Origin of the sequence: Pseudomonas sp. PvP009 (assembly GCF_017832995.1) — a bacterium.
GTDB lineage: Bacteria > Pseudomonadota > Gammaproteobacteria > Pseudomonadales > Pseudomonadaceae > Aquipseudomonas > Aquipseudomonas syringae.
The window spans coordinates 104,063-120,643 of the sequence record NZ_JAFIBG010000001.1 but is presented as its reverse complement, the minus strand read 5'-3'; the positions used below and the strand labels follow the sequence as shown (position 1 = coordinate 120,643).

General features: G+C 56.5%; 16 protein-coding genes and 2 tRNA genes. 13 read left to right on the top strand and 5 right to left on the bottom strand.

What is annotated here, in order from left to right:
- The first annotated feature begins 33 nt into the window (after positions 1-33).
- The 3 genes from JOE29_RS00505 (at position 34) to JOE29_RS00495 (ending at position 2,058) form a co-directional block, all read left to right on the top strand.
- Positions 34-109 (top strand) — tRNA-Phe (locus tag JOE29_RS00505).
- Between the two features lie 459 nt (positions 110-568).
- Positions 569-1,690, top strand: coding sequence for a hypothetical protein (locus JOE29_RS00500; RefSeq protein WP_058444513.1), 1,122 nt, complete (start codon positions 569-571; stop codon positions 1,688-1,690).
- Positions 1,690-2,058 carry a hypothetical protein gene (locus JOE29_RS00495; RefSeq protein ID WP_210078704.1) on the top strand — a complete coding sequence of 123 codons (369 nt, stop codon included), beginning with the start codon at positions 1,690-1,692 and terminating at the stop codon, positions 2,056-2,058. The genes JOE29_RS00500 and JOE29_RS00495 overlap by 1 nt, the downstream gene beginning before the upstream one ends.
- 115 nt (positions 2,059-2,173) lie before the next feature.
- Here the strand turns inward: JOE29_RS00495 and JOE29_RS00490 are convergent, their stop codons facing one another.
- Entirely contained in the window at positions 2,174-2,392 is a 219-nt protein-coding gene (locus JOE29_RS00490) for a type II toxin-antitoxin system ParD family antitoxin (protein WP_226488952.1), read from the bottom strand.
- A gap of 218 nt (positions 2,393-2,610) precedes the next feature.
- Here JOE29_RS00490 and JOE29_RS00485 point away from each other — a divergent pair, with 218 nt between their 5' ends.
- The 3 genes from JOE29_RS00485 to JOE29_RS00475 all read left to right on the top strand — a co-directional run bounded on the left by JOE29_RS00485 (position 2,611) and on the right by JOE29_RS00475 (position 5,176).
- Positions 2,611-2,889 carry a lipoprotein gene (locus tag JOE29_RS00485; RefSeq protein ID WP_003318312.1) on the top strand — a complete coding sequence of 93 codons (279 nt, stop codon included), beginning with the start codon at positions 2,611-2,613 and terminating at the stop codon, positions 2,887-2,889.
- A gap of 311 nt (positions 2,890-3,200) precedes the next feature.
- On the top strand, positions 3,201-4,547 hold the full coding sequence (locus JOE29_RS25560) for a PAS domain-containing methyl-accepting chemotaxis protein (protein WP_210078703.1): 1,347 nt from the start codon (positions 3,201-3,203) through the stop codon (positions 4,545-4,547).
- A gap of 143 nt (positions 4,548-4,690) precedes the next feature.
- Complete coding sequence (locus JOE29_RS00475) at positions 4,691-5,176, top strand: hypothetical protein (RefSeq protein ID WP_057406606.1); 486 nt, start codon at positions 4,691-4,693, stop codon at positions 5,174-5,176.
- Between the two features lie 57 nt (positions 5,177-5,233).
- Here the strand turns inward: JOE29_RS00475 and gabP are convergent, their stop codons facing one another.
- Positions 5,234-6,625, bottom strand: a complete 1,392-nt coding sequence (gene gabP, locus JOE29_RS00470) for a GABA permease (protein WP_010406435.1) — start codon at positions 6,623-6,625, stop codon at positions 5,234-5,236.
- Positions 6,626-7,150: 525 nt separating this feature from the next.
- Between gabP and JOE29_RS00465 the strand changes: the two genes are divergently transcribed.
- The 5 genes from JOE29_RS00465 (at position 7,151) to JOE29_RS00445 (ending at position 11,423) form a co-directional block, all read left to right on the top strand.
- Positions 7,151-7,924 carry an ABC transporter ATP-binding protein gene (locus JOE29_RS00465; RefSeq protein ID WP_210078702.1) on the top strand — a complete coding sequence of 258 codons (774 nt, stop codon included), beginning with the start codon at positions 7,151-7,153 and terminating at the stop codon, positions 7,922-7,924.
- A gap of 13 nt (positions 7,925-7,937) precedes the next feature.
- Positions 7,938-8,702, top strand: a complete 765-nt coding sequence (locus JOE29_RS00460; protein WP_003318318.1) for an ABC transporter substrate-binding protein — start codon at positions 7,938-7,940, stop codon at positions 8,700-8,702.
- A 66-nt stretch (positions 8,703-8,768) separates the two neighbouring features.
- Positions 8,769-9,464 carry an ABC transporter permease gene (locus tag JOE29_RS00455; protein ID WP_003318319.1) on the top strand — a complete coding sequence of 232 codons (696 nt, stop codon included), beginning with the start codon at positions 8,769-8,771 and terminating at the stop codon, positions 9,462-9,464.
- Entirely contained in the window at positions 9,461-10,150 is a 690-nt protein-coding gene (locus JOE29_RS00450; protein ID WP_003318320.1) for an ABC transporter permease, read from the top strand. Before JOE29_RS00455 ends, JOE29_RS00450 begins: the two co-directional genes overlap by 4 nt.
- A gap of 1 nt (position 10,151) precedes the next feature.
- Complete coding sequence (locus tag JOE29_RS00445) at positions 10,152-11,423, top strand: methyltransferase (protein WP_210078701.1); 1,272 nt, start codon at positions 10,152-10,154, stop codon at positions 11,421-11,423.
- Positions 11,424-11,718: 295 nt separating this feature from the next.
- On the opposite strand, the gene JOE29_RS00440 is transcribed toward JOE29_RS00445, so the two are convergent.
- The 3 genes from JOE29_RS00440 to JOE29_RS25320 form a co-directional block, all read right to left on the bottom strand.
- Complete coding sequence (locus tag JOE29_RS00440; RefSeq protein ID WP_210078700.1) at positions 11,719-12,045, bottom strand: hypothetical protein; 327 nt, start codon at positions 12,043-12,045, stop codon at positions 11,719-11,721.
- Positions 12,046-12,481: 436 nt separating this feature from the next.
- Positions 12,482-13,507 (bottom strand): J domain-containing protein, encoded by a 1,026-nt coding sequence (locus JOE29_RS00435; RefSeq protein ID WP_210078699.1) that lies wholly within the window; start codon positions 13,505-13,507, stop codon positions 12,482-12,484.
- A gap of 411 nt (positions 13,508-13,918) precedes the next feature.
- Entirely contained in the window at positions 13,919-14,161 is a 243-nt protein-coding gene (locus JOE29_RS25320) for a hypothetical protein (RefSeq protein WP_228380275.1), read from the bottom strand.
- Positions 14,162-14,264: 103 nt separating this feature from the next.
- On the opposite strand from JOE29_RS25320, the gene JOE29_RS00430 reads away from it, so the two are divergent.
- Positions 14,265-14,340, top strand: a tRNA-Thr gene (locus tag JOE29_RS00430).
- Between the two features lie 810 nt (positions 14,341-15,150).
- Positions 15,151-16,533 carry a hypothetical protein gene (locus JOE29_RS00425; protein ID WP_210078698.1) on the top strand — a complete coding sequence of 461 codons (1,383 nt, stop codon included), beginning with the start codon at positions 15,151-15,153 and terminating at the stop codon, positions 16,531-16,533.
- The last annotated feature ends 48 nt before the right edge of the window (positions 16,534-16,581 follow it).

The window sequence follows — 16,581 nt, the reverse complement described above, 5'->3', positions numbered from 1 at the left end:
ACCTCCTGAAAAACACGTCTAATGCGCCCCGTTGCCCAGATAGCTCAGTCGGTAGAGCAGGGGATTGAAAATCCCCGTGTCGGCGGTTCGATTCCGTCTCTGGGCACCACCTTCCGTTTTCAGGTGATGCCAAGCACACCTGAAAGCACACAAAAAGCCCGCCTCGTGCGGGCTTTTTGTTGTCTGGGGTTTGCGGATGCTCCCCGGCAGGCCACAAAGATCGAGGGCGGACCCAGCTCGGTCTGGAAATCTAGTCAAAACAAGCCAGCAAAGCGCTCACCTCACCAAGGTCAGATACCACAAAAACGAAGTGAAGCTTATACCTTGGACGGGAGGATGCCAGCTCATGACACAAGACGCATCTACCGCTTCGTGGCAACCCGGTTTGACTTCATCACTGCTAATCGCGCGCATGAAATCGTTGGCACCATATTTTCGCTTGCTCGAATTTCTTAGCACATGACAGAGTAACCAGCTGCCACCGAAATGGAGGCTGTGTCGTAGGGCGCGGCGGGATTTTCAACCTGCGCCACTATAAAACAGTCATGACTTAAGAAAAGGACGTCGCATGAAAAGGCCATTTGTCGCACCGCGGCTTGTCGGCGCACGGTTTGATGACCATACGATTCCATTGGAGCTGCTCAAGGATTTGGCAGCCCTCGAAGAATTCGTGGTGGCCGTAGCCAAGTGGAAGTTCGTACAGCAACACGGCAGAGTCCGAGCGCCTAAAGGGTTTACGGATCACTTATCCATAAACCTGTCTTCTGTCGGCGAGGGAAGCGCTGTCCCCAGCATCGTGATTGAATACAATGACCCCACCGCCGGGCTATTCGCTGCTGCTAATGAGGGCTATTTCTTTCAAGCGGCGCAGTCGATCGGCAATGCAATCGACGCTGCCGAACAGGGTTTTTCGATTACAGAGCACATACCCGCTACGCTGCTTGGCTATTTCGACAGATTCGGCAGAGGTTTGCGTGATGGGGAGGTATTGGAATTTAGACCAGGTACTGATCGGCCTGCCAGGCTTTCAAAGGTAACCCGGCGTAGGCTTCTGCTAGCATCACAGAATCAGGTTCTTACGGATGAAGTCACTGTCCGAGGGTTAGTACCTGAGATTGATCAAGCGAAAATGAGCTTTGAGCTGCTGTTACCCGATAGCAAAAAAATTACTGCAAAAATGGATGCAATACATCTCGACACCATCCTTGAGGCTACGCGAGGATTTCGTGAAGGCCTTAAAATCTCAGTGTCGGGTGTTGGCAGATTCGACCGGATGGAAAAGCTCCACTCTCTGGACCTTATTGAGGACGCAGTCATTATTGAATCTAATGACCCGCTAGCACGACTGGATGAGCTCAGACTTTTGAGAGTCGGATGGCTTGACGGTCGCGGCGTGGTTCCCAGCCCTCAAGAGTTTGATTGGATAGAGTCATTCTTTAGGGACCAGTACCCAGCTACGCTGCCAACACCATTTATCTACCCTACTGCCGAAGGTGGCTTCCAGCTGGAGTGGAGGACAGGCAACCAAGACGTCAGCCTTGAAATCTTTCCAAAAGAAAAAACAGCTGAGCTACATGGGCTTAACATCCAGGATGGAGCAGACACCTTTATGGAGCTGAATCTCGAAGCCAAAGCTGACGTTGATTCGCTAATAGATTTCATTTCCAAGGCGGCAAAGGGTGAAGTGTGATGGATGATCAAACTCAGTTGCTGCGCCAGGTTCACCCTAGTTTTGTTCAAGACGGGAAAATCACCTCTCAAGTGTTTCGCCCAACCCCCAAGGACGACAAAAAGCTTTCTTCGTATGACGGTGACTTGATTACGCCAGACGCTTCGTACGCTCACTTCACCGCAAGGGAGGACTGCCGTTCTGCCTGCGTTGTTTCTATCACCGCGGGAGAGTGCCTAGCACTTGGACTGCCAACCGTGGCCGACCCAGAAGAGTTTCCCGAGCACGTCCTGATCGATTTCAGTGATTACGAAAAGAAAGAGATCGAGAAAAAAGCAAAGATCCTTAGGGCTAATGCCGAGTCTCGCGACTGGCTCTATAAGCCATAGCGTAGAGCCCGGCTTGGCGTCGGGTTTCTCATTGCGCACATTTGCGCCTCTGATTCAGCTAAGCGGTAGAGATACATTCCTAATCAGGGTTGGTGATAGCAAATGAGCTAGATAGTCAGCCATTCGCTTTCAACATTCTCTGCTTGAACTCATCGGCGCTGAATGGACGAGGTTCCCCGCTGGACTCGCCTTCGATCAGCGCAAGCCGGATGGCTTCGATGTCTGCGCTCCGGGCCTGTTTGCGAAGAATCAAGTCGCGAATATGTTCGCTGTCGCGGGTGTACGTGTCCACGTCAGTCTGCGCGCTTATCGAGGCGACTTGTTGATCGGTCATCCGTACGGTCTCCATAATTGAACTCAAGAATCGGTTATCGACTGCGAGAGGCCTTCGCGTGGAGGAGGCATGCTCACACATGCGTTATGCAGCGCGGAAGCCCGATGCTTCGACCGCCTCAAGACCAGCCATCCAGAGCTCTGCCACCTCCATCCCATTGAACTAACTCCCGCCGTCCACCCTCGAAGCCATACATTTGCTTCCACAAGGAAAATTCCGTGCTCAAGTTAACCGCCTCCGCCCTCATCCTCGCCGCCACTCTGGGTCTGGCTGCCTGCGACAGCAAATCCGAACAGAAGGCACAGGACGCTCAGGCGCATCAGGAGAAATCCCAGGAGAAGATGGAGTCTGCTCAGGACAAAGTGAACGAAGCGGCCAAAGAGAACACCGAAGCGGCCAAGGATAAAGCCGAGTCCAAGGAAGCGGCTGCCGAAGAGTCGAAGACCTTCGTGCCGACGTCCGAAGTGACAAATACCATTCAGCCTGAAAAAAAGTAAAACAGTGAAAACTCTTCACAAAGTTTTCACAGCGGCCACGTCATTGTAGAGCTGCTCCCAAGTGTGAATCCTTAAGCCCGCTCCCCCATCGCGGGCTTTTCTTTGTCCGGAATCTGGCGGGCAAATCACCTCCGCATTAGCCCCGAACTCATTGCCGAATGCTTTTCCTGGCAAATCAGACCTGCGCGTCTTCTGGCGTAAAAAAAATACTTGATTTATTTTTTCGATTGTAGCAATGCACATTCATGCTGCAGCCTTTCGAGTCGATAGCCTCATCACAGTAAGTCCGCAAATACACCAAGGGGCACGTTATGTTCGGAAATAAGAACAAAGCTGAGCTGACGGCCATGAAGGCCCAGGTAGATGGACTCAACGGACTGACAAGCGCGCTGGAAAAATCGATGGCGGTGATCGAGCTGAGTCTCGATGGCAAAATACTCCGTGCCAACGATAACTTCCTCGCAGCGATGGGCTATCGGGCCGAAGAACTGACAAGCAAGACGCATCGCGACTTCTGCGAACCGGAAATGCTCCGCAGCCGCGAGTACGCTGATCTCTGGGCGTCCTTGAAGGCCGGGAAATTCATCTCGGGCACCTTCAAGCGCGTCGGCAAGAATGGCCACAGCGTCTGGCTCGAAGCCAGCTATAACCCGGTAAACGATGCGCAGGGCAACGTAGTCAAGGTGGTCAAGTACGCCCTGGACGTCACCACACGCGTGATGTCGGAGAACGAAACCAGCAGCAAGCTGGCAGCGGTAGACCGGGCGATGGCTATCTGCGAATTCGAACCCAACGGCAATGTGATAACCGCCAACAACAACTTCCTGAACGTCATGGGTTATGCGCTGACCGAGATCAAGGGTAAGCACCATCGATCGTTCTGTGAGCCGACACTGGTCAACAGCCCGGAATACGCCGAGTTCTGGCGCAAACTGAACCACGGCGAGTTCATCGGCGACCAGTTCAAACGTATCGGCAAACATGGCCGGGTCGTCTGGCTGGAAGCAACCTATAACCCGGTTTTTGATGTCGACGGCAAACTCTACAAAATCGTCAAGTTCGCCAGCGACATTACCCAGCGCGTCGAAAAACAGGAAGCAGACGCGCACGGTGCATCGCGCGCTTACCATATCTCGGCAGAAACCGAGAAAGTGGCCGAACAGGGAACCCTGGTCATTCAGGACACGGCGCGGGAGATGCGTCAGATCTCCGAAAACATCGGTGCATCGGCGAAGCTGGTGAGTCAGTTGGGGGATCGCTCCGAGCAGATCACCGCCATCGTCAACACCATTCGTGGCATTGCAGATCAGACCAACCTGCTGGCGCTCAACGCAGCCATCGAAGCGGCACGGGCGGGCGATCAGGGCCGCGGGTTTGCCGTGGTGGCCGACGAAGTCAGGCAACTGGCGGGACGTACCAGCGGCTCGACCACCGAAATTGCCGAAATGATTGGCAAGATCCTCGCCGAAACACGTGAAGCGGTGGCAAGCATGGACGCCACGCAGGAAGGAGCCATTCGCGGTGTGACACTGGCAGACCAGGCCGGGCAGGTCATCGTGCAGATCCGCGACGGCGCTAGCGATGCGGTCGAGGCGGTCAGCATGTTCGCCAACCGCATGGATGAAGCCGAAGCGTTCGCAAAGCCGGGTAAGCGGTGACGCGCCGGTAACACCCCGCAAATCAAAAACCCGCACGTTGCGGGTTTTTTATCGACTGCTGATTACTGCACAAACCTTGGTTATCAGGCCCGTCTGCGCTTCAATAGCGCCCATTGCACCCCACGCCAGCCAAAGGACCGCTCATGGCCTCGCCAGACAAGCAGCAAAAACGTGCCAAGCGCGCAAAGATCAAGGCCAAGCAGAACCGCTCGGGCAAGGCTGCAACCAGCCTGGTTCATCCGGTGTTTGCCTCGGCGCTGGTCAACCAGCCGTTCGACGACATCGAGCTCGACCTCAATACCTTCGACTTCAGCGACATTGTCGAGAACGGTTTTGACCCGGCCGACTACGACGACCTGTTCACGGCCATGAAGCAAGCGGAGGCCATCAGCCAGCTCGCGCTGTGCGTCGTCTTCCTGCAGTACCCGGTGCTGGCACTGGTGATTTCCGAAGAGGACGAAGACCCGGCCACGGACTTCATGATGGGCCTGCTCATCGTGTACCGCGCCATGTACCACGATGAAGACGAAGACAGCGCAATCGAGTGGATCGAAAGCCCTGCCTTCCAGAAGGATTACACGCTGGCGTCCGACCTGCTGATGAAGAGAGACACCAGAGCCGCACGCTGATGCAAGCTCGTGCCAATGCGTGGCATTGGCACGAACGTCACCCGCCCAAGGGCGCGATCAACTCAGCGCAGCAGCGCCTACGCGACCGGCCTTGCGGCGACGCGATACGATCAGGCCAGCGCTGATCACCAACAGGCTGAGCACGCCGGTGGCGATGATTTCGAGGCGATGCTCTTCCTGCAGCAGCATGATGGTCAGCACCGCGACGATGAACGCGATCACGGCCCAGGTCAGCCATGGGAACAACCACATCTTGAAGTCGATGGCCTCGCGCGCAGCAATGCGCTTCTGGCGCATACGTAGTTGCGACACCGCGATCACCAGGTACACCAGCAGTGCGATGGCACCGGAGCTGGCGAGCAGGAAGTCAAACACGGCCGCAGGCGCAATGTAGTTGGCGAACACGGTCAGGAAAGCCGCCGCAGTCGACATGATCACCGCCCAGTGAGGCGTACCGCCCTTGCTGGTGCGTTTGGACAGCGCCGGAGCATCGCCGCGCTTGCCCAGCGAGAACAGCATGCGCGAAGCGGTGTACAGGGCCGAGTTCAGGCAACTGGTCACAGCGACCAGGACCACCAGGTCGACGATCAGCTTGGCGTTCGGAATGCCCATTGCATCGAGCACGGTCTGATACGAGCCCACTTCGGCCAGGCGCGGGTCGTTCCACGGCACCAGCGACACAACGATGAAGATCGAAACCAGATAGAACAGGAAGATCCGCCAGATCACCGAGTTGGTGGCCTTGGTGATCTGCTTGCCAGGGTTCTTGGACTCGGCCGCTGCGATGGTTACGATCTCGGTGCCCATGAACGAGAACATGGTGGTCAGCATTGCTGCCAGCACCGCGCCCATACCGTTTGGCAGGAAGCCGCCGGAGTCGAACAGATGGCTGACACCGCTGACGTTGCTGGTGGGTAGCAGACCGAAGATCGCCGCAACACCTAGCACCACGAAGGCGATGATCGCCACGACCTTGATCAGCGCGAACCAGAACTCGAATTCACCGTAGTTCTTCACGCTGAACAGGTTGGTCGCCGTCAGCAGCAAGGTGATGACCAGCGTGAACATCCAGATCGCGATGTCGGGGAACCAGGCGTGGAGGATGGTTGCAGCAGCGTTGGCCTCCAGCGGGATGACCAGCACCCAGAACCACCAGTACAGCCAGCCGATGGTGAACCCGGCCCAGTGACCGATAGCGCGATCGGCATAGGTTGAAAACGAACCGGTGTCAGGCGAGGCAACGGCCATTTCGGCCAGCATACGCATCACCAGCACCACCAGCGTACCCGCAGCGGCATACGCCAGCAGCACGGCAGGCCCGGCTTCGGCAATCGCGTGGCCGGAGCCGACGAACAACCCGGCGCCAATCACGCCAGCAATCGACAGCATCGTAATGTGTCGAGGTTTCAGCCCTTGTTCGAGCTCGGAAGAGTTAGCGGTACTGCTCATAAAACCACCTGTGCAAGACGAGCGAGGCACACCGGAGCGTTACGTAAAAAGAAACCTACGGTGCCGTTCTTTATATTTGACGCAAGAATTGCGCCAAAATATTTCGAAAACGACGTCGCTTAGAGAATACGAGGCCTGTGGCTTGACCCGTGAAGCATGCAAGACGATGGCTTTTATACGCAGTCTGTAGGATTTGTTACCAAACGCCTCAGATTCGTCTCTATGCACGCACCAAAAATGCCCCAAACCTTCTTCTAAGCGCGAACATGGTGCAGAAATCAGACCGCCGCTCAGCAAATGCTACTTCCAACACCCGGCCAAAGCTGGCAACATCGCGCCTTTTTCGCGCACGTCCCCGTTTTACAGGGCACCGTGCTTGCCTTCTTGCGACCGTCCGCTGCCCGGATGAGACAACCCGTCGAGCGCCTCCACGCTGGACACAATACGTCGATGGTTGTCCTTTAAACGCTGTGCTAGCTTGGCGTTCGCTGGCAGCCAGCGCGCACACTTCAATGAGGACCCCACATGGCCGAGGCCACGCCCGCCCTGGAAATCCGCAACCTGCACAAGCGCTACGATCAGCTGGAGGTGCTCAAAGGCATCTCGCTGACGGCTCGTGACGGCGACGTCATATCGATCCTCGGCTCCTCCGGTTCCGGCAAGTCCACTCTGCTGCGCTGCATCAACCTGCTGGAGAACCCGCATCAGGGCCAGATCCTGGTGGCCGGCGAAGAGTTGAAGCTCAAGGCTGCGCGCAACGGCGACCTGATTGCCGCCGATAACCGGCAGATCAATCGCCTGCGCAGCCAGATCGGCTTCGTGTTCCAGAATTTCAACCTGTGGCCGCACATGAGCGTGCTCGATAACATCATCGAAGCCCCGCGTCGCGTCCTCGGTCAGAGCAAGGCCGAAGCCATCGCGGTGGCTGAAGAGCTGCTGGCCAAGGTAGGTATCGCCGACAAGCGCCATGCCTACCCCGCACAACTTTCCGGCGGACAGCAGCAACGCGCCGCCATTGCGCGTGCGCTGGCCATGCAGCCAAAGGTTATCCTGTTCGACGAGCCGACCTCGGCCCTCGACCCGGAGATGGTTCAGGAAGTACTCGGCGTCATCCGCGCACTGGCTGAAGAAGGCCGGACCATGCTGCTGGTGACCCACGAAATGAATTTTGCACGTCAGGTATCAAGTGAAGTGGTGTTTTTGCATCAGGGAATGGTCGAAGAACAGGGCACACCGCAGCAAGTATTCGAAAACCCGCTGTCGGCAAGGTGCAAACAATTCATGTCGAGTCACCGCTAACGGAGCAACACCCATGCAGTCGTACAAAAAGATCTTGCTGATCGCAGCGGCCACCCTTGCCTTCAGCGGCAGTGCCTTTGCTGAAAAAATGAAAATGGGCATCGAAGGTGCCTACCCGCCGTTCAACAACAAGGACGCGAGTGGCCAGGTGGTGGGCTTCGACTATGAAATCGGCCAGGCCCTGTGCGCCAAGATGAAGGTCGAGTGCGAAGCGGTGACGTCCGACTGGGACGGCATCATCCCGGCGTTGATGGCCAGCAAGTTCGACTTCCTGATCTCGTCGCTGTCGATCACCGAAGAGCGCCAGCAGGTGGTCGATTTCACCAACCCGTATTACTCGAACAAGCTGCAATTCATCGCGCCGAAAACCTCCTCGATTGACGTATCGAGCATTGAAAAGGCCAAAGAGAGCCTTGCCGGCAAGTCAGTGGGTGCACAGCGCTCGACACTGGCCGCCACCTGGCTGGAAGACAAGCTCGGGATCATGGACCCCAAACTCTATGACACTCAGGAAAACGCCTTCCTCGACCTGTCCTCCGGTCGCGTCGACGCCATGCTGGCCGACAAATACGTCAGCTTCGAGTGGCTGAAAAGCGAAGCGGGTCAGAACTTCGAGTTCAAGGGCGAGCCTGTCGTGGAAAACGACAAGATTGGCATCGCCGTGCGCAAGGGTGACGATGCCTTGCGCGAACGCCTGAACGTTGCCCTGAAAGAAATCATCGCTGACGGCACCTACAAGAAGATCAACGACAAGTATTTCCCTTTCAGCATCCTCTGATTCACCTGACCGCGTCGCCGCTGCTTCCTGTTGAAGCGCGGCGACCGGCCCTGACAAAGCCTGCCCATGAACATTGATCTCCACGGATTCGGCCCGGCCCTTGCGGCTGGCGCGCTGATGACGGTCCAGCTTGCACTCTCGGCCCTGTGCCTGGGGCTGATACTCGGACTGCTCGGCGCCTTGGCCAAGACCTCGCCCTACAAGCCGCTGCAATGGCTGGGCAGCACCTACTCAACCCTGGTGCGCGGCATTCCCGAACTGCTTTGGGTGCTGCTGATTTACTTCGGCACCGTCAACGGCATGCGCGCCTTGGGCAAACTGTTCGACATTCCCGACCTGGCCCTGAGCGCCTTCGCTGCCGGGGTCATCGCCCTGGGCATTTGCTTTGGTGCCTACGCGACCGAAGTGTTTCGCGGCGCGATTCTGGCCATCCCCAAAGGCCATCGTGAAGCCGGGCTGGCGCTGGGCATGTCACGCTCGCGCATCCTCTTCAAACTGGTCCTGCCGCAGATGTGGCGCATCGCCCTGCCCGGCCTGGGCAACCTGTTCATGATTCTGATGAAAGACACCGCGCTGGTCTCGGTGATCGGCCTGGAAGAAATCATGCGTCACGCGCAGATCGCCGTGGGCTTCACCAAGCAAGCGTTCACTTTCTATATGGTCGCGGCCTTCATGTACCTGGGCCTGACCGTGCTGGCCATGGCCGGTATGTACTTCCTTGAAAAACGCGCCAGTCGCGGCTTTCTGAGGAGCGCGTCATGAACTGGGAAGTCATCATCAAGTGGCTGCCACGTCTGGCACAGGGCGCGACCCTGACCCTGGAGCTGGTGGCGATTGCCGTCATCGCCGGGCTGATCCTCGCCATCCCGATGGGCATCGCCCGCGCATCGCGGCACTGGCCGGTGCGCGCCCTGCCCTACGCCTACATCTTTTTCTTCCGCGGCACACCGCTGCTGGTACAACTGTTTCTGGTCTATTACGGGCTGGCGCAGTTCGAGTCGGTGCGCCAGAGTGCGTTGTGGCCGTACCTGCGCGACCCGTTCTGGTGTGCCGTGGTGACCATGACCCTGCACACCGCCGCCTACATCGCCGAGATCCTGCGTGGCGCCATGCAGGCGGTGCCGCCAGGCGAGGTCGAAGCGGCACGGGCGCTGGGCATGTCGAAATGGAAGGCGCTGTTCTACATCGTCCTGCCACGCGCAGCACGTATCGGCCTGCCGGCCTACAGCAACGAAGTGATCCTGATGCTCAAGGCCAGTGCGCTGGCCAGCACCGTCACCCTGCTGGAACTGACCGGCATGGCGCGCACGATCATCGCCCGCACCTACCTGCCGGTGGAAATCTTCTTCGCCGCCGGCATGTTCTACCTGGTCATGACCTTCGTGCTGGTGCAAGGCTTCCGGCTGCTGGAAAAACTATTGCGTGTAGACGCCAGCCAGGGTCGCTGATATGAAAGGTGCTGGCGTCGATCCAGTCAGCACCTTGCCCCACGAGGCCGCCACCATGCCCTCTGAACCTCCCTTGCAGGATGAACACCTCGACAGCCACTTCGGTGCGCTGGACAGCTTCCTGTTCGCGCATCAGGCCTTGTGGCGGCCCAAGCCGTTCACGCACCTGGCCCTGCCGTGGGAAGACAAATACCCGGACCTCGCGCACTGGCTGCGGCAACGCACGCTGGAACAGGCCGAGGCCGCGCACAACCACCCGGAACACCTCGACGCGCCCTTCCCGTTCAAGCAACTGGCCGCCGAAGCCGTCGCGCTGAGCCATGTTGCCGAACTGCCCGTGCACGCTCTGCAGCCGGTCGAGCCGCGCATGAGCGTCGATGTGCCGGGGCGCAAGTGGCAGCAGATCGAAGCCTTCGCCAGCCATCTGGACATGCGTGACAGCACAATTCACTGGCTGGACTGGTGCGCTGGCAAAGGCCATCTGGGGCGCCGCCTGACCGGGCCCGGCCAGCGTCTGACCTGTCTGGAGCACGACCCGGCGCTGATCGAAGCAGGCCTGGCCCTGAGCACGCGGCAAGGCATCGACGCCAGACATGTGCAGCAGGATGTCATGGCCGACGACACGTGGCGCTACCTGCAACCCGAACACACGCCTGTGGCGCTGCATGCCTGCGGCGACCTGCACATTCAGTTGATGGAGCTGGCCAGCCAGACGGGCTGTAGGCGTATGGCGATTGCGCCGTGCTGCTATAACCGCACCCGGCACGAGCTTTATCAGGCGCTGTCCAGCGATGGCAAGGCGTCCGGCCTGAAGCTGTCGCGAGACGAGCTCGGTCTGCCCCTCAGTGAAACCGTGACGGCCGGGGCGCGCGTGCGCCGTCAACGCGACATCTCGATGTCCCGTCGCCTGGGCTTCGACCTGCTGCAGCGCCGCCTGCGCGGCATCAATGACTACTTGCCCACACCGTCGCTGCCGACATCCTGGCTGGATGCGTCCTACGCGGACTACTGCAACCATCTGGCAAAACTCAAACATCTGCCTGCACCGGGTCAGCAGGACTGGGCAGCCCTGGAGGCCGCTGGCTGGAAAAGACTGGCCGAAGTGCGCAATCTGGAACTGGTCCGCGATCTGTTTCGGCGTCCGCTGGAGATGTGGCTGGTGCTGGACAGGGCGATGTATGTGCGTGAGCAGGGTTACAGCGTGAGCGTTGGCACTTTCTGTGACAGCCGAATTACACCGCGCAACCTGCTGATTTTGGCCCGAAAATTGTGACTCAAATCGGTTGAGCAACCTGTGGATAAGTCTGTTGATGAAAATGTGGATGAGTGCGTTAAAGCTTGGCGCGCCAGTTACTGAAGCCCCTTATTTTTTTCCGCAATCCTTCCCGTAACCCGCAAAAACAATGCCTTGCGGCTCAATGCGCCCGACTGCACATAATTACCCGGCTGCGCAAATCTTTATCAGCAAATTGTGCATAAAGATTTGGTAAAGGCTCTGGCGCAAGCGTTTTGCGTGGCCCAATCGTGCACATGCAGGCGCTTGTGCACGAGCTGTCCGACGTGAGATTTCAGGCCTCTTCGACACACTCCAGCGAGCGCTCGACCATGACTTTGGCCATTTCCAGCATGTGCATGGAAGCGAACGCCAGATCGCGTTGCGAACCGGTCAGTTCATCGCCGAGTTCGTGAGCGGTGGCCGATGCGCAGCGCAGAAAATCCAGCGCGTGCACCAGGGTGGCTTCCAGGCTGATGAAGTCGAACTTGCTGTCGTGGGGTTCCTTGGCCGGTCGGGAGATTGGCAGGTAACACTCCATGGCGCGCTTGACCACAGCCTTGTCGAAGACCGGTGCGGTGCTGGACTGTTTGTCGGGTGGATCGGGGGTTACTTTGACCATGCTTTAGCTCCTTCTATTGAAGTCGCTGCCTTTCCGCTACTAAACGAAAAGGCGGCAACTGTACGCGAGTTAGTAGACCGGTGAGCTAAGAACCGGCGCACCCGAAGGTGCCAAGCGCACAGTCGCCATAGCATCAGGACGAAGCCTAATGAAACGCGGCTGTGTTACGCCTTAACTCACTGCGGGCTACTAAACCCGATCGCTGATAGGCAGCGACGGGCGGAGAGTAGAAGCCCAGACAGAGGGGCGCAAGCGGTCGGGGATTCTCTCGGAAATGTCCTTCAAAAGAAAGAGACGGTGCCTGCAAAAACGCGCCTGAAAGCGTTGCAAAAGGTGAGTTCACAGTACGACGCTTTGATTCTGGCCGAAGGCCGTAGGAGCGAACTTGTTCGCGAAGACTGAATACGCAGCGCCGCATTCCTGTCATGACTCACTACTAAAACTGATCATCCTTCAACCGCGCAAACGGCACACTGCGGTTCTGCAGCTTGCGCAACGTCAGCTTGTAGGCACTGGACTTGATCTGACTGCCCATCGGCGTCTCCTCCAGCAAAATCCGACCCGAGGCAAAGGCGCAGCCCGTACTCATCATCTTGTACTTGAGCAGGTACAGCCCCGGGTCCATCTTGGCGAACGTAAACACCGCCCCGGCCGGCACGAACGCATGCCGAAACGCCCTGCGCCCCACCGCATCCGTGACCTTGGCATACACCGCCGACTCGCCCGCCGAGTTATCCACAGTGATCTGCGACCAACCGTTGTCCTTGAGCACCGGCATGTCCTTCACATAGCCCGCCTTGTCCGGCCACGGCGCGCCCATCGGATCGAGCGCCGGCACGCCACACTCGGACGCCGCCGCATCCACCGGCTTGGCCGGGCTCGCTAAAGGCTCCTCAACCGGCGCGGCAGGCGTGGCAGGTGCGGGCTTGACCCACGTCTGCGCAACCGGCGCAGGCTCGGACGGCACAAACGACTTGCCTGCACCCGGGTCATAGCCCATCCACGCGCCACCCGCGCAAAACACCACAAACAACAGCGCCCAACGCCACGCACTGCGACGACGCTTGTCACGGGAAGGGGATGCAGAAGCATAGGAAGAAGACTTGGGCGCAGGTCCCGAACGAGCCGCCTGAGACGGCGCGGCAGCAGTGGCTGCAGAAGTGGCCGCATACACATGCACCGCCTGCCCGCGCGCTGCATGCGCCTGCTTACGGCGCGCAGCGTCCATACGCGCCTTGTGCTCATTGGCAGCGAGCTGCGCATCATAAGCCGCACGCCGCGAAGGGTCAGCCAGCACATCGTGAGACGCGTTGACGACGCCCATCATGTCCGAGGCGTAAGGATCTGGATTCTTGTCCGGGTGCAGCTTCTGCGCCAGCTTGCGATAAGCCTTCTTGATCTGCTCAGGAGAGGCATCGCGAGCGACACTCAGCAGCTCGTAATGCGTAGGCGTTCTCTGCATTGCACTTGCTGTCCATGGCTGACTGCCATTTTCGATACAGCTGTATCGGCCAAAAAGCCGGTAGCTCCAGTGCAAATCCGACGCAACAGCAACCAGCCCACAAGAAAATGCCCGAATCCAGAGGATCCGGGCATTTCTTGAAACATCGATGAAGCCTTCGTCGGCATCCAGACGCACATTCATGCGATTCAGACAGCCATCCTCAGCCCCACCCTGCGCAAAGCCGACAGGCCAGGCGCACCTGCAAATATCCTTCAACAACTCTTCAGCGAATGACCAGCCTGCGGCAAACAACACCCCAACCCCGGTTACGATCCATCGCATCACTCATCAGATAGTCCTTTATCTGCATGGCTGAAAAGCTAACGACCCGTGCTGCTGACTCAGTAGCCTGGGCCGTTGAGAACAAGCCTATGCAAAGCCCTCCTGCCCCGCAACTGCCCAAAAATGGCGGGGTCGGATGGGTGCCTGTTCATACGCCAAATCGCCATCAACGCTGGACCCATTGGTTTGCGCGACCAGGTTAAAAATCCAGCGTTCTGTCAGGCACAAGCGACGAGCGCCAAAGGCAAAATCAACGCCCGAATTCAACGCCATCCGCCCTGCCACGCAGACCAATCTGTCAAAACCGAAGGACACGTCCTGCACCACCACCCGCCCGCATCCGATCCGAGGCGCCAATGGTCGATTTTTTTCAACTGAATCAGACAGCTATGCTTTACAAGCGCATCAGACTCTATATACTCGCAGCCCATTAGCCGGTATAGCTCAGTTGGTAGAGCAACTGACTTGTAATCAGTAGGTCCCGGGTTCGACTCCTGGTGCCGGCACCATATAAATCAAGGGCTTGCAGCGATGCAGGCCCTTGTTTTTTCCCCCAGACGTAATAAGCCACGTAACAAGGCCACCGATCGGGCCTGTCTTACGCGCTCCACGTCGAGCTCCAACCGCAGCTACAGACGCTCATGAGCAGTAGCGCGAGACCCTGGCCAACCGCTCGGCACAGGGTGCCCCGCTCAAAATCTGAGGGGGGTCAGAAAAAAGGTAATATTAGTAATACGGCTCGGGAAAAATGGCTGCAGCCCTTGCAGGCCGTGGCTTTCAGCGTCTCCGGGCAAAGGTAATATTGAAGCGAGACAAAGGCGATAATATTACCTTTTACTAAAGCTATATTTTCATTTCCTAAAACCCAATGAATCCGGGGGTTTCAGGAAAATATTACCTTTCATATCGCTTCATATTACCTTCCAATGTAATACGCAGAGCCCAGTAAAACCTGGGCCTCCAGCCTAGATTCATATGCGTATCGCTCATATCGCTATTTTTTCGACCCCACCCCGTTAATCAGAACGAATTCCCGCATATCAGTCAAATTTCACCTAGAAAAGCGAAGTCTCCCGGGGGAGAGGCGCTTCGGACGAAACGCTGCAGATACCCATAAGCACGTTTCGCTGGGCTGCCCGAACGATGCCAAAAATAAACTTTAGGTTTTTTGGTCTGTCCCGGAGGAGACACGCTTCCTGGCAGCATTGCTGCCTAGGTGACTAGCGGTTCTTCCCTGCGCCCAAGCGCTTCCAATTTCAGATTCATAATGCCACTATCCATGTCTAACTCAGTAGCTGTTAAAAAACATGGAATGAGTGATGGAAGACGTAATCAGGAAGACAGTTGTAACGACGTATGACTATAGATACGACTTCGGAACAATGAATGTATTTAGGCAATTTATAGGTAGACAACGTGACGCTTGGAGATGGATAGATGATCTGCCCTCTCCTTTTGCAACTGAAGAATACAGAAGTAACTTCATAGACGAACCCTTAAAACTAGCTGAGCTGGAATTCGCGGCAGATGGTCCGACGAATCGTCATATACACATACAATCTTATGTCTCCTCCGATGGAGAGCTTGGTACTCTTGCACAAGAGATAAAAAAGGAACACGGTGCCATCGTAGGATTTATGTTTCTGCTCGTATCACACCCAGAGATTACTGGCAAATTAAACCTGTATAGCTCGCTAAATACCTTCTTAAAAAATGAAAATCTTTACTATGAACGCGCCCTAGCAATGCAACTTTATTTCGAATCAATTGACGCTACTAAAATCACCACTGCTAGCCGTCATAATGCAAAAGAAAAGGAGATTCTTAATTTTAGACGTGCTCATGAAGCAGCAATTGAAAATGCTTCCTCTAGATTGAGAAATGCGGTCACAGAGATCGAATTTTTGCGGGATGCGCAAATCCAGGACACTCAAGCTGCATCACGTAAAAACAAGCGTCGTGTAGAGCTTTACCGAGCTTTACTTACTAAAGCCGCAAGATCAGGGAATGAAAGCTTAAAAAAATCCCAGACTGCTTTACAGGCGGCACGAGAAGATTTGGTAACTGCCCAGGATACATACCATGCTCAGATTGATTTAAAGGCTTCTGTTCAGTACTGGACGGATGAAATGAAGCGACACAGCAGGACAGCTTCAATATGGCTAATCGCGGTGGTAGTCACCACCGGCCTGACCTTCCTCGCCCCTGTTATCTATTATCATCTAGGAGGGGTAACTGCCTTATCTCCCTCGACCAGTGAGCAGGCTGCACTCGTTGACAGCTCCAAGACTGTCACAACTCATTATCCGGCTAGCGCTAATGCTCCAGCACTAAACGCAAATGTACCTGGCGATCAGAAAACAACTCAGGATCCGACCTATTCGCCCCTTGTCGCTCACATTGCTGATTTGACCGGTGCGGCGTTGCTTATAGCCCTTCTAACGATATTTATCAGGTTGACCCTTCGGCAATTCAATACTCATTCTTATTTGAAACATGAGTCTGCTGAAAGACTGGTAATGACTAAAACATACCTAGCCCTATCAAACGAAGGTAAACTCAGCGCAGATGGAGACAGAAAGCTTGTACTAGAAGCTTTATTTCGTGCGACCCAGTCTAATGGTGTGCCCGAGACATCCATATCTACCCCAATAGAGCTAATTATCAAAGCTGTGACAGAAAAAAGATCGGCTCAGGACTAGACAGCTTTGAAAGCTTGGCGTCTGAGACGCCGAGCTTAACTTGATAAA

Bases quoted from the DNA above. Each gene is read 5' to 3' on its own strand.
- JOE29_RS00500 (WP_058444513.1), top strand. From the start codon at position 569: ATGAAAAGGCCATTTGTCGCACCGCGGCTTGTCGGCGCACGGTTTGAT.
- JOE29_RS00455 (WP_003318319.1), top strand. From the start codon at position 8,769: ATGAACATTGATCTCCACGGATTCGGCCCGGCCCTTGCGGCTGGCGCG.
- JOE29_RS25560 (WP_210078703.1), top strand. From the start codon at position 3,201: ATGTTCGGAAATAAGAACAAAGCTGAGCTGACGGCCATGAAGGCCCAG.
- JOE29_RS00450 (WP_003318320.1), top strand. From the start codon at position 9,461: ATGAACTGGGAAGTCATCATCAAGTGGCTGCCACGTCTGGCACAGGGC.
- JOE29_RS00435 (WP_210078699.1), bottom strand. From the start codon at position 13,507: ATGCAGAGAACGCCTACGCATTACGAGCTGCTGAGTGTCGCTCGCGAT.
- JOE29_RS00490 (WP_226488952.1), bottom strand. From the start codon at position 2,392: ATGACCGATCAACAAGTCGCCTCGATAAGCGCGCAGACTGACGTGGAC.
- JOE29_RS00495 (WP_210078704.1), top strand. From the start codon at position 1,690: ATGGATGATCAAACTCAGTTGCTGCGCCAGGTTCACCCTAGTTTTGTT.
- JOE29_RS00445 (WP_210078701.1), top strand. From the start codon at position 10,152: ATGAAAGGTGCTGGCGTCGATCCAGTCAGCACCTTGCCCCACGAGGCC.
- JOE29_RS00425 (WP_210078698.1), top strand. From the start codon at position 15,151: ATGGAAGACGTAATCAGGAAGACAGTTGTAACGACGTATGACTATAGA.
- JOE29_RS00465 (WP_210078702.1), top strand. From the start codon at position 7,151: ATGGCCGAGGCCACGCCCGCCCTGGAAATCCGCAACCTGCACAAGCGC.
- JOE29_RS00475 (WP_057406606.1), top strand. From the start codon at position 4,691: ATGGCCTCGCCAGACAAGCAGCAAAAACGTGCCAAGCGCGCAAAGATC.
- gabP (WP_010406435.1), bottom strand. From the start codon at position 6,625: ATGAGCAGTACCGCTAACTCTTCCGAGCTCGAACAAGGGCTGAAACCT.
- JOE29_RS00460 (WP_003318318.1), top strand. From the start codon at position 7,938: ATGCAGTCGTACAAAAAGATCTTGCTGATCGCAGCGGCCACCCTTGCC.
- JOE29_RS00440 (WP_210078700.1), bottom strand. From the start codon at position 12,045: ATGGTCAAAGTAACCCCCGATCCACCCGACAAACAGTCCAGCACCGCA.